Annotated in this window: 11 protein-coding genes; 5 read left to right on the top strand and 6 right to left on the bottom strand. The window is 68.6% G+C overall.

Going from position 1 to position 12,298, the window contains the following annotated elements:
* Positions 1 to 8 precede the first annotated feature (8 nt).
* From OG225_RS38190 to OG225_RS38175, 4 genes are all read left to right on the top strand, one after another.
* Positions 9 to 401: a hypothetical protein gene (locus OG225_RS38190; RefSeq protein WP_405179518.1), complete on the top strand. Its 393-nt coding sequence runs from the start codon at positions 9 to 11 to the stop codon at positions 399 to 401.
* Between the two features lie 58 nt (positions 402 to 459).
* Complete coding sequence (locus OG225_RS38185; RefSeq protein ID WP_405179517.1) at positions 460 to 2,592, top strand: ATP-binding cassette domain-containing protein; 2,133 nt, start codon at positions 460 to 462, stop codon at positions 2,590 to 2,592.
* Complete coding sequence (locus tag OG225_RS38180) at positions 2,589 to 3,326, top strand: energy-coupling factor transporter transmembrane protein EcfT (RefSeq protein WP_216912183.1); 738 nt, start codon at positions 2,589 to 2,591, stop codon at positions 3,324 to 3,326. The genes OG225_RS38185 and OG225_RS38180 overlap by 4 nt, the downstream gene beginning before the upstream one ends.
* A 206-nt stretch (positions 3,327 to 3,532) precedes the next feature.
* Positions 3,533 to 4,177, top strand: coding sequence for an ammonium transporter (locus tag OG225_RS38175; protein ID WP_405179516.1), 645 nt, complete (start codon positions 3,533 to 3,535; stop codon positions 4,175 to 4,177).
* A gap of 37 nt (positions 4,178 to 4,214) precedes the next feature.
* On the opposite strand, the gene OG225_RS38170 is transcribed toward OG225_RS38175, so the two are convergent.
* From OG225_RS38170 to OG225_RS38150, 5 genes are all read right to left on the bottom strand, one after another.
* Positions 4,215 to 5,474: a lipase family protein gene (locus tag OG225_RS38170; RefSeq protein ID WP_405179515.1), complete on the bottom strand. Its 1,260-nt coding sequence runs from the start codon at positions 5,472 to 5,474 to the stop codon at positions 4,215 to 4,217.
* Positions 5,475 to 5,666: 192 nt separating this feature from the next.
* Positions 5,667 to 7,997: an ATP-dependent DNA ligase gene (locus OG225_RS38165; RefSeq protein ID WP_405179514.1), complete on the bottom strand. Its 2,331-nt coding sequence runs from the start codon at positions 7,995 to 7,997 to the stop codon at positions 5,667 to 5,669.
* A gap of 53 nt (positions 7,998 to 8,050) precedes the next feature.
* Positions 8,051 to 8,275 carry an antitoxin gene (locus OG225_RS38160; RefSeq protein ID WP_216912168.1) on the bottom strand — a complete coding sequence of 75 codons (225 nt, stop codon included), beginning with the start codon at positions 8,273 to 8,275 and terminating at the stop codon, positions 8,051 to 8,053.
* Positions 8,276 to 8,326: 51 nt separating this feature from the next.
* Positions 8,327 to 9,463, bottom strand: a complete 1,137-nt coding sequence (locus tag OG225_RS38155; RefSeq protein WP_405183502.1) for an MBL fold metallo-hydrolase — start codon at positions 9,461 to 9,463, stop codon at positions 8,327 to 8,329.
* Positions 9,464 to 9,501: 38 nt separating this feature from the next.
* Positions 9,502 to 10,230 (bottom strand): enoyl-CoA hydratase, encoded by a 729-nt coding sequence (locus OG225_RS38150; protein WP_405179513.1) that lies wholly within the window; start codon positions 10,228 to 10,230, stop codon positions 9,502 to 9,504.
* A gap of 90 nt (positions 10,231 to 10,320) precedes the next feature.
* Between OG225_RS38150 and OG225_RS38145 the strand changes: the two genes are divergently transcribed.
* The gene (locus tag OG225_RS38145; protein WP_405179512.1) at positions 10,321 to 11,427 is read left to right on the top strand and encodes an NAD(P)-binding domain-containing protein; all 1,107 of its coding nucleotides are present in this window, start codon (positions 10,321 to 10,323) and stop codon (positions 11,425 to 11,427) included.
* On the opposite strand, the gene OG225_RS38140 is transcribed toward OG225_RS38145, so the two are convergent.
* The gene (locus OG225_RS38140; RefSeq protein WP_405179511.1) at positions 11,428 to 12,279 is read right to left on the bottom strand and encodes an aldo/keto reductase; all 852 of its coding nucleotides are present in this window, start codon (positions 12,277 to 12,279) and stop codon (positions 11,428 to 11,430) included.
* Positions 12,280 to 12,298 lie beyond the last annotated feature (19 nt).

Here is a 12,298-nt window from a genome sequence, read left to right as displayed (position 1 = left end):
GACGCGAGTTGGCCGACACCTGGGCGGACGGGGCGCACGCCCACTACGGCATCACGGTGCCCGGTTTCCCGAATCTGTTCATGGTCTACGGTCCCAACACCAATCTCGGCGTGGGTTCCATCGCCTACATGATCGAATCCCAGGCCCGCTACATCCGCCAGGCGGTCCGATTGCTCGCCGAACACCCCGGCAGCTACCTCGAGGTGCGCGACGGACCCGAGCGGGAATTCAATACCGCTTTACAGGAACGCCTCGATCGCACCCCGTGGAATTTCTGCGGCAGCTGGTATCGCACCGCGTCCGGGCGCATCACGAACAACTGGCCGGGGACCGTGACCAGCTATCGGCGGCGCACCAGACGGCTGAAGCCGGACGACTACGCGCTCACACCGGCGGGCTGAACACCCCCGCGAACGGTGATCGGGGGGGTGGCAGGTCCGCTACTGGCAGACTTGACCCGTGAGCGAACTGCCCAGTGCCGTGAAACGGACCGGCGTCGACGAGCGCGGGCCGCTGCGCCCGATCGAGCTGGCCACCGGTGCGGTACTCGGCGGTGTCACGGTGGGGTTGATCACCGTCGGTTCGGTGATCCCCTTCGCCGCCGCCCTGCAACTGGTCGCCGCGGTGCCGATGGGCATGCTCGCGCATCGCTACCGGGCCCGCGCCCTCGTCACCGCGACCGTCGCGGCCACCCTGGTGACCTTTGTCGCGGCGGGGGTCATGCCCGCGCTGGGTGTCATCGGGACGGCGACCATCGGCGGCATCATCGGCTGGGTGAAGCGCCACGGACGCGGCCTGTTCGCGGTGCTCGGACTGTCGACGCTGGCGGGGCTCGTCTGGGCCGCGTTCACCGTCGGTTCGCTGCTGCTGTTCGCCAAGACCAGGGAACTGTTCTTCGAAACCGTCCGCAACACCGCCGCCGGGATCCAGAAGATCGCCGCGCGCCAGCCGCGACTGGAACCGCTCGGCACGGCGGCGGCCGATCTCACCGATTCGGTGCTGCGCTGGTGGTGGGCCTGGGTCGGCGGCGGCGTCGCGATCGGCGTGGTCTTCAGCGCGCTGGTGTCGTGGTGGGTGCTCGGCTCGGTACTCGACCGACTGGCCTGGCTGCCCAATCACGACCGGCTCGACGCTCCGCCCGACGATCGCCCGATCGCGCCGCTTCCGGTGACGCTGCGTGCGGCCGGATTCCGATACCCGGCCGCGTCCGCCGAGGCGATCAGCGAGATCGACCTCACCGTGCGAGTCGGCGAATTCGTCGCGATCGTCGGCCACAACGGGTCGGGCAAATCCACGCTGACCCGTTTGCTGGCCGGGATGCCGCCGAGTTCGGGTGAGGTGTCGCGGCCCGGTTCGGCCGGGCTCGGCCACCGCGGCGGCACCGCGCTGGTCCTACAACGTCCGGAAAGCCAGACGCTGGGTGTGCTCGTCGCCGACGACGTGGTCTGGGGCCTGCCCGCCGAATCGGCGGGTGAGGTCGATGTCGATGGTTTGCTGAGCGAGGTCGGGCTCGCCGGAATGGGCGATCGCGAGACGGCGACGCTGTCGGGCGGACAACAGCAGCGACTCGCGGTCGCCGCCGCGCTGGCGCGCAGACCCGCGCTGCTCATCGCCGACGAGGCGACCTCGATGATCGACCCCGACGGCAGGCGCGACCTGGTCACCCTGCTCGCCGATCTGCCGCGACGGCATCCGATGGCGGTCGTACTCGTCACCCATCACGAGGCCGACGCCGCCGCCGCGCACCGGGTCGTCCACCTGGCCGCGGGCCGAGCCGTCGAGCGACTGCCCGCCTGGCCACGGCCCGCGCGCGACGACCGGCGCCGTCCGATGGGCCGACCGCTGCTGGAATTGCGCGGTATCCGGCACACCTACAACCGGGGCACCCCGTGGGAGGCCCCCGCGCTGCACGGCGTCGACCTCGTGGTTCGGCGCGGCGAGGCGCTGCTCGTCGTCGGCGGCAACGGGTCGGGCAAGTCGACGCTGGCCTGGATCGTGGCCGGACTCATCCGGCCGAGCTCCGGGCATTGCGAACTCGAGGGCAAACCGGTCACCGGCCGGATCGGCAGTGTCGCCCTGGCGTTCCAGCACACCCGCCTGCAATTGCAGAAGCAGACCGTCGGCGAGGAGATCGCGAACTGGGGTGGCCGCGCGACCGGATCGGGTGCGGTCGGCCGGGCATTGGACGCCGTCGGGTTGGACCGGGCGCTGGCCGCGCGTTCGATCGAGGAACTCAGCGGCGGGCAGGCGAAGCGGGTGGTGCTCGCGGCCATCGTGGCGAGCAGGCCCCAGGTGGTCGTCCTCGACGAGCCGCTGGCAGGCCTTGATCCCGAAGGTCGCGCCGATATCGTGGAACTGCTCGCGCGGCTACGGGATTCGGGACTCACACTCATCGTGATCTCGCACGACGTCGCGGATATGGCGGCGGTCTGCGACCGAACCGTGCATCTGGAGGCGGGACGTATTCCGGAGAGCGCCGCGGTGACCGACGCCGCGTCCGCCCTCGACACCAGACCAGGGCACCACGGGCGGCCCGCCCCGCTCGCACCGGGTGACGCCGCGTGGCGCATCGACAACGGAGGACGTCCATGAGCACCGTGCTGCTGCGTCAGGTGCCGGTCGCGAGTCCGGTCCACAGCCTCTGGGCGGGCACCAAGATGATCGGCGCCTTCGTCATCAGCCTGCTGCTGATGTTCTGGCCGTCGTGGACGGTGCTCGGGGCCATGGTGATCTTCCTCGTGGCGATCGGCTTGGTCGCGCGTCTACCGCTCGGCACGCTGCCCAGACTGCCCTGGTGGTTCTGGGCCGCGCTGGCGCTCGGTGGACTGATGAATCTGCCGGTGGGCGGTGCCGCGGTGCTGCGCTACGCCCAGGTCGTGGTGTTCGGGCTGATCCTGGTCGCCGCGTCCTTCCTCATCGCGTGGACGACCCCGATGGGCGATATCGCGCCCGCGCTGGCCAAACTCGGCGCGCCGCTGCGGCGGCTGCGGATACCGGTGGACGAGTGGGCCGTGGTCGTCGCGCTGATGCTGCGCGGCCTGCCGCTGCTCCTCGAGGAGATCCGGGTGCTGCGCGCCGCGCGCCGACTCCGTCCCAAGGACACCCTGATCGACCGGGCCGCCGACAATCCGCTCATCGATATCCTCACCGCAGCCATGGCGGTGGCGACCCGCCGTGCCACCGAACTCGGCGAAGCCATCACCGCGCGTGGCGGCACCGGCATGCTCACCGCGCATCCGAGTTCCCCCACGCGCCGCGACGCCTTCGCGCTCGGGCTGGTCGTACTGGTCTGCGCGGGTTCGGTCGGGCTCGACCTGCTGATCTGACCGCGGGATAGCGTTGCGCTATCACGAAATCCGCGGCCGAAATCCTAGACGAATGCCCCCGGTTCCGGGGTCAGAACCGTTATCCGCGAGGTAGATTGTCCTCACCCGCAATCTGAAACATCAAAGCTCCACATACCTCGGGGAGTGCTGCCGAGAGCTGGGGCATGCGTTGGGCTTGAACTGATGAAGATTGGACGACCCGGAAAATGATTCTCCGAAAGATCGCCGCGGCCGCGGTACCGCTCGCCGTCGCCGTCACCGTCGGCGCGGGGGTCACCCACGCGCAGCCCGTCGAGGCGAAACTCCCCGATATCGGATACGACATGCGTCTGGTCAGCAACAAGATCGTCACCACCCTCACCCACGGAACCTTCGAGGTCACCGGGGAGACGGTGACCATCGAGGACGAAGCCGGCAACGCCGTCGCCACGCTGCCGCTGTCCTTTCAGGCCAACGGCGTGGAATTCCCGCTGCCGCACGCCGTGCGCGACGCCGCCACCGTCCTCGAACTCACCGTGGTCCAGGACCGTGAACACGCCCGGCCGGTGCAGGTGAAGCCGGCGGCCTCGGCCATCGAGAATCTGCGCGCCCAATCCGAGTTCGAGACGCAGTTCGGAATCGCCACGGCCATCGGCACGTTCGTCGGCACGGCGATCGGCGCCGGGATCGGGCTCATCGGTTTCCTCGGCGGCATCGTAGGGATCGGCACGGTGGCCACCGGCGCCGCCATCGGCGGCATCGTCGGCACCCTCATCGTCGGCGGCCCCGCCCTGGTCATATCCGCGATCGAAATGCTCAGCACGTTCACCGCCCCGCCCGGGACATCCAAGTTCGCCACGAAGCCGAATTAGCCGAAGCGGGGCGCATACCCGCGCGGGTGTGCGCCATTCAGCGCGCCAGACATCCCGGCGCGTGGGGATATCCCGCGAAACGGTCGGCGAGATGGTCGAACGCGCCGGTCACCTCGGCCACCGCGACCGGATTGTGGCCCGGCACCGGCGAATGCCGCCCGACCAGATCCGCGCCGAGCGCGCAGTAGCGGGTGGCCAGCCCGGTGAACCCGGCCACGGGAATCACATTGTCGGATGTGCTGTGGTACAGGTACATCGGCGTCGCGGGCACACGACCACCCAACTCCTGCGATCGCAGTGCCGCCTGGAATCTCGGATGCGACAACAGGCCGGGGGCAGCGGCGAAGTCGTCCACGCGCGCGCCGCCGTATTTGAAGATCAGTTCCTCGCCGCACGCGCCCGCGTCCTCGACCAGCATCGCCCGCCCACGATCGTTGAGCAGGTTGACCAGGCCCGCCTCCGGATTGTTGCGCGTGATCGCGTGCACGATCAGCACCGCGAGACCGGCCTGGGTCGTGCCCTGCACACCCGCCGCGATACTCGCCCAATCGGCGGGCACGCCGCCCGCGCCGATACCGGCCATCCGCAGTTCGGGCGCGTATTCGGGCTGTAGTTCCGCCGCCCACAGGGTCGCGTACGCGCCGCCCGAATATCCGTACGCCCCGACCGGACTCGACGCTCCGATACCGCCGTGCCCCGAGGCCAGTGCCGCGCGGACACCGTCGAGCACGCCGCGACCCGAATTGACCCCGTCGAGGAAGCGGGAATCCGGTCCCTCGTAGTCGCTGACGACGACAGCCCAGCCCCGCAGCATCGCCGCGGCTATGAACGGCGAGTCCACGAGTGTGTTCCAACCGGTGGGCCAGCCGCCGTGCAGGGCGTGCGAGGGCGCGCAGCGCGACCCGATGCTGTTCTCGGCGACCTGGTAGGCCAGCACCGGGCGCGCCCCGCCGAACCACGGCAGATTCGGCACCAGCACGGTCGCCACGTTCGCGATCGGCGCTCCGTACGAATCGGTGCTCCGGTACAGCAATTGCGTGGCCGAAACCGGAAGCGGCAGACCGAACATCGCGATCGGCCGCGACCGGACGACCGCGCCCGCCGCGTACCGGGACAGTTCTTCCGGCGCGGCGTAGAACGGATCCGCGTCCGGCGGGCCCGGATCCGCCCCTGCCGAGTGCACCGGGACGAGCGACAGTGCGGCGATCATCGAGAGGACGGCGAGCAGAATCCGCCGAATTCCGTGCCTGCGTGCCGGGGCTCCCGGCGCGGTCGGCAAACAACCATGGGACCGCATCGCGCCTCCCCTGTTCTTCGAGGTGTCGATCTCGCGGACCCTCGACGGTACTGCGGCGACGCGCGCCCGGCAATGGGGCAACGACCGGCACTCGAGTCGCCTGCGGTCGTCCGCCGTCCATGATCGCGGTACCGAATTCAGCCGTGAGACAACCGAATCACACCGACTCGCGAACCTCTGGCAAATACCGGCCTAATCGGCATCGCCGGATTCGCCGAGCCAAGCCGGATGCCACAGTCGTCCGGTTTCGGTCCAGTTCATGAAACGGACCGTGCCGGTGATCGCCGGGGTGACCCACACCGCGTCCCGCTCTTCGTCCGCCGTGAGGTCGTTGTCGAACGGACTGGTCTTGCGCGCCGACCTGTTCAGACGTCGAGCCAGTTCGCGCATTTCGGTATCGCCGAATCCGGTGCCGACCCGGCCGACGTAATACAGTTTGCCGCCGTGCGGAATTCCCACCAGCAGCGATTTGAATTCCCTCGCCTCACTGCGCCGCCAGCCCCCGACCACCACCCGTTGGGTGCGCCAGTTCCGTTCCTTGACCCAGGAGTGCCCGCGTTTCCCCGGCAGATAGACCGAATCCTTGCGTTTGGCGACCACGCCCTCGGTTCCCAGCCGGGTGCTCTGATCCAGCGCCGCCGATCCGGGGCCGTCCAGATGCGGCGGCACGAGGATGGACGGCGCGTTCGCGGACAGGGCCTCCAGCACCCTGCGACGGTCGGAATACCGTTTGCGCAGCAGCGAGGTGCCGTCCAGGTGCAGCACATCGAAGGCGACGAAGATCGCGTGGGCCGGATCCGCCCGCAACAGCCCGAGGTTGGCGACGCCGTGATCGTCGAAGACGACCGCCTCGCCGTCGAGAACCACACTGTGTCCGGACAATTCGTCGGACAAGGCCGCGATTCCGGGATAGCGGCGGGTGACCACATTGCCCGCGCGGCTGCGCAGAGTCGTCGTGCCGGAATCGATTTCGGCGAGGAGACGGAATCCGTCCCATTTCGTCTCGAAACACCACTCGTCGTCGTCCAGTTCGCCGACCGCTCCCGGTGTGGCCAGCATCGGCGCGAGACCGCGCGGCAACGGCACGGGATCGCGCGCGGGCGCGAGGATCCCGTTCGACGGTTCGGCACGGCCGGATTCGGACGCGTCGTCGCCGGAGCCCGGCTGATCGCGCATCAGATGCATCAGCCACTGTTTGCCGTTGGTCCGGATCAGCGCGTAGCGGCCGGTCAGGCGAGTGCCCCGGAATTCGACGATCACCTCGTCCTCGCGCCACTTCTCGGTCTCGTAAGTGCCCGAATCCCAGATGGTCATCTTCCCCGCGCCGTATTCGCCCCGGGGGATCTCACCGTGGAAGTCCAGGTATTCCAGCGGATGGTCCTCGGTGTGGACGGCGAGGCGGTTCTGCTCCGAGGAGGTCGGCGGGCCCTTGGGCACCGCCCAGGAGACCAGCACACCGTCCCGTTCGAGGCGCACATCCCAGTGCAGCCGACGCGCGTGATGTTCCTGGACGACGAACCGGTCGCCCGCGCCTTCGCTGGAAACCGTCGCGGGCACCGGCTCGGGGGTGCGGCCGGGATCGCGCATCGAGCGGTAGGTGGTGAGCGCGTCGACGGGCGTTCCGCCCGATCGTGCGGCGGTGACGGGTGGATCGAGATCGGCGAGCAGGTCGCCGTCGTCACGGAAGCGGACGAGCACCTCGTCGAATCGCAAGTGCCGCAACCGATCATGATCCTCGATCTCGTCCCAGCGGCGCGGCGCCGCGGCATTGGGGACACCGCGCCCGCGCATCGAATAGGGGGCGATGGTGGTCTTGGACGGATTGTTCTGACTCCAGTCCAGGAAGACCTTCCCGCGTCGCACCGCCTTCGCCATGGTCGCGGTGACCAGGTCGGGATGTAATTTCTCGAGATTGGTCGCGACCTGTTTGGCCACGGTCGACGCACCACCCGGGCTCAGCGCCCGAGCCAGCGGGACATACAGGTGGATACCCTTACTACCGCTGGTCACCGGGAACGCGCGCAATCCGATGCCGTCGATCACCTCGCGCACCAGCAGCGCCACCCGCGCGCATTCGGCGAGACCCGCGCCCGGTCCCGGATCGAGGTCGAAGACCAGCCTGGTCGCCGCGCCGATCTCCCCGCCGTCGAAACGCCATTGCGGCACATGAACTTCCAGCGCCGCCTGCTGTCCGATCCAGGCGAGTCCGGCTTCGGAGTCGATCAGCGGGTAGTGCACGGGGCGATCGGAATGTTCGATCGTGCGCCGCGGGATCCAGGACGGCGCGTGCGAGGGCAGATTCTTCTCGAAGAACGACTGGGCGTCGACCCCGTTCGGCCACCGTTTCCTGGTGACCGGACGGTCGGCGATATGCGGCAGCATGGCGGGCGCGACGGCCGAGTAGTAGGCGATCACCTCGCCCTTGGTTGTTCCCGTCTCCGGATACAACACCTTGTCGAGATTGCTCAGCTCGACATCGACATCCGGCTCACCGGGACCACCGCGGAACCTCCGGCGGGACACCGTATTTCAATTCCTGTGATGAGGACCGGCACTACACCGGCCCCCGCCACCTGTCAGACCTTCGGGCCGGGCTGACCCGGCTGACCCGGCTGTTCGGGCGGGACCACCTTCTTGGCGGCCTCCTTACCCTTCTCGATCTTGTCGGAGTACTTGCCCTTGGTCTTCTGATCGATGAAGTCGCCCGCCTTGTCGACCGCTTCGTTGATCTTGGGGGCGTTCTTGGCCGCGGCGTCCTTGCCTTTGCCGACCAAACCCTTGAGTGTGTCCGCCAGACTCATGCCGTCGTTCCTTTCCTATCGCCGAACCGGACCGAGTCGAAAAAATAGGTGCTACCCCATATCTTCCCACCATTTTTCACCGGGTGGGAGGCCGGCGGCATCGATGCGCTGACCCGGCATCGGCACCGCGACCGTGGTACCGGCCACCCGCGCGGCCTCGACCGTCCGCCGCACCGGTTCCGACCATCCGTGGAAGGCCAGATTGAAGGTCGCCCAGTGGATGGGCACCAGGACGCCGTGGCCCGGATCGCCGGTACAGAGATCGGCGTGCGAACGCACCGCCTCCTCCGGATTCATGTGCACGTCGGGCCAGTGTTCGTCGTAGGCGCCGATCGGAAGCAGGGTCAGGTCGAAGGGGCCGAGCGCCGCGCCCGCCTCCGCGAATGCCTTGGTGTAGCCGGTGTCGCCGCCGAAGTAGACGCGACGGGTGGGCCCGATGATCGACCACGACGCCCACAGGGTGGTGTTGCGGACCAGTCCTCGACCGGAGAAATGGCGCGCCTCGGTGCAGGTGAGCACCAGATCGGTGCCGTCGCGCTCACGACCGAGCGCGGCCAGGGATACCGAAGCGCCCCAATCCAATTCGATGATCCGGTGTTCGGGGACACCCCAGTGCCGCAGGTGCGCGCCGATACCGAGCGGAACCAGGAACGGGGTCGACTGACCGACGACGAGGGCCTTGAGCGTCGCCTTGTCCAAGTGGTCGTAGTGATCGTGGGAGATGATCACCGCGTCCACCTCCGGCAGCTGCGACAGCGGCGTCGGCACCGGGTGCAGCCGGGCCGGACCGACCAGCGTCGACGGCGAAACCCGTTCGCTCCACACCGGATCGGTGAGAATGCGGTAGCCGTCCACCTCGATCAGCGCGGTCGCGTGGCCGTACCAGGTGACGGCCAGATCCGAGGCCTGCGCGGGAAATTCGGGGGCACGCAGCGGCACCGGGCGGGTCGGACGGCCGACACCGCGTTTGGTCATCGCGGACAACAGCAGCCCGGGAGCCGCGCCCGCGGCGATCTGACTGCTCGGCTCGGTGTTGTGGAACTGCCGGTCGCGATAGGTGGCCGCGCCGGTGGCGTACGGCTGGATCGCCGAGATCGACGCACCGATCGCCGACGGGATGCCCCAGGCCGCTCGCACCACCCAGGCCAAGCCGACGGCTCCCGCCGCGACACCGAGGATCTTGCGCATATTCGTCATCGCGCCCTACCTGTTCTCAGCACCGGCCGTCATCGGCCGACGAATTTGGCCGTACGCTTCTCCTGCCTGGCCAGCCGCCCTTCCTCGGCGTCGGCGCTGGTCCACGCCGCCTGCAACGCCTCGCGCTGCTGCGCGGTATCGGGTTCGCGTGTTCCGTCGTCATTGAACACCAGCTTGAGGTGTCGCAGCGACAACGGCGCGAGTTCCGCGATGGATTTCGCCCACGCCTGCGCGTCGGCGAGAGTACCGAGCCGGTTGGCGAACCCGAAGGTGTAGGCGTCGGCGGCCGAGACCGTCTCCGCGCCCAGCAGGATGGTGCGGGCCGGGCCGCCGCCGATGATGGCGGACAGCCTGCGGACCGTCCAGCGGTCCACCGAGATCCCCAGCTTGGCGGCGGGGATGGCGATATAGGCGTCCGGGTCGACCACCCGCAGGTCGGAGGCCAATGCCAGCTGCACCCCCGCTCCGAGCGCCGCGCCGTTGATGGCGGCGATCACCGGAATCGGGGCGGCCTCGATCGTGTGCAGCATGTCCTGCAACGCGTGCAGGAAATCATCGGAATAGACCCCGGACAGATCCGCGCCCGCACAGAAGATCGGACCGTTTCCGGTGAGTACGATCACCCTGGCGTGTTCGCGGACGGCGGCCAGCACGGCCTCGCGCAGCATCAGCACCAGTTCTTCGTTGAGCGCGTTACGACGTTCCTCACGTCGCAGTTCGATGGTGACGACGTCACCATCACGGCTGACTCCGAGCATGCATCCTCCCCAACTCACCGTGTCGTTTCGATACCTTCACTGTGCCACAGCCGGGGGCCGGGACCGTTGAACGCGATAGCATCGGCGGCTGTGCCGACAGATTTCGACATCCTGGTGATCGGCGCTGGTCAGGCCGGGCTGTCGGCGGGGTATCACCTGAAGCGACTCGGGTTGCGGCCGGAAGTGGATTTCCTCGTCGCCGACCACGCGCCCGGTCCCGGCGGCGCCTGGCAGTTCCGCTGGCCGTCGCTCACCCTGAGCACGGTCAACAAGGTGCACGATCTGCCGGGTATGTCCTTCGCCGAGACCCTGCCCGACGGATCGGACGACGTCGCGGCGGCGATGGCGGTACCGCACTACTACGCGCGGTACGAACAGCACTACGACCTGCGGGTACACCGTCCGGTCTCGGTCCGGGTCGTCTGCGATCGCACCGCCGACGGGCAACGTTGCGACGGCCGCGGCCAGGTGCTCGCCGCCGAGACCGACACCGTGGACACCATCCGGGTACGCGGACTGATCAACGCGACCGGCACCTGGGAGCACCCGTTCATCCCGCGATACCCCGGCGCCGAGAACTTCGCGGGCCGTCAACTGCACACCCGCGACTACCGCGAGGCCGCCGACTTCGCGGGCGAGCATGTCCTCGTGGTCGGCGGCGGTATCTCCGCGGTGCAATTACTCGACGAGATCTCGCAGGCCACGACCACCACCTGGGTGACGAGGCGCGAACCGGTGTTCCTCGACACCGAGTTCACCCCGCAGGCGGGGCGCGACGCGGTGGCCGTCGTGGAGGATCGGGTGCGACGCGGTCTGCCGCCGGGATCGGTGGTCTCGGTCACCGGTCTGCGGCTCGACGATCGGCTGCGCGCGGCGCGAGAACGCGGCGCGCTGCGGCGACTGCCCATGTTCGACCGGATCGAACCCGACGGGGTCCGCTGGGCCGACGGGGGCTTCCAGCGGATCGACGTCATCCTGTGGGCCACCGGATTCCGCAGCGCGCTCGACCATCTCGCGCCGCTGCGGTTGCGCGGGCCCGGCGGCGGGATCACGATGACCGGACGCCTCGCCACCCGGGTCGCCGCCGACCCGCGCGTCCACCTGATCGGTTACGGCCCGTCGGCGAGCACCGTCGGCGCCAATCGCGCCGGGCGTGCCGCCGCGGTGGAACTCACCCGATATCTGGCGACGAACTGATCACAGGCCCGCGGTGAGTTCGTCCGGATCGGGGCCGATGCGGCCGCCGCTGTCGAGACCGTCGATCGCGGCCATCTGCTCGCCGGTCAGCTCGAAACCGAAGACGTCGAAATTGGCGACGATCCGCGACGGGGTCACCGATTTGGGGATGACCACGTTCCCGAGTTGCAGATGCCACCGGATGATCACCTGGGCCGGGGTGCGCCCCACCGCCTCGGCGATGGCGGTGACCGCCGGATCGTCGAGTACCGTGCCCTGCCCCAGCGGACTCCACGCTTCGGTCGCGATGCCGTTGTTCGCGTGGAACTCACGCAGTGCGCGCTGCGCCAGCCGGGGATGCAGCTCGATCTGGTTCACCGCGGGGATCTCACCGGTTTCCGCGATGACCCGTTGCAGATGTGCCTCTGTGAAATTCGAGACACCGATCGATCGGACCCGGCCGTCCTTCTTCAGCGCCTGGAAGGCGCGGAAGGTGTCGATGTATCTGTCGGCCACGGCGACCGGCCAGTGGATGAGATACAGATCGAGGTAGTCCAGACCGAGCTTCTTCGAGCTGACGTCGAACGCGCGCAGCGTCGAATCGTAGCCCTGCTCGGAATTCCACAGCTTGGTGGTGACGTAGACCTCGTCGCGCGGTAGTCCGGATTCGCGGATGGCACGGCCGGTGCCCTCCTCGTTCCCGTAGATGGCGGCGGTGTCGATGCTGCGGTAGCCCGCCTCCAGTGCGGCCTGCACCACCGGGAACGCCTCGTCGGACGGAACTTGGAACACACCGAAGCCGAGTTGCGGGATCACGTTCCCGTCGTTCAGCACGATCGGTGGCACGGCGGAAGTCTCGCTACGGAAGGTCACCTCTTCGACCGTAGAAGTG

Source organism: Nocardia sp. NBC_01377 (assembly GCF_045040005.1).
In the GTDB taxonomy this organism is placed as follows: Bacteria; Actinomycetota; Actinomycetes; order Mycobacteriales; family Mycobacteriaceae; genus Nocardia; species Nocardia noduli.
This window is presented reverse-complemented; position numbering and strand designations above follow the sequence as displayed.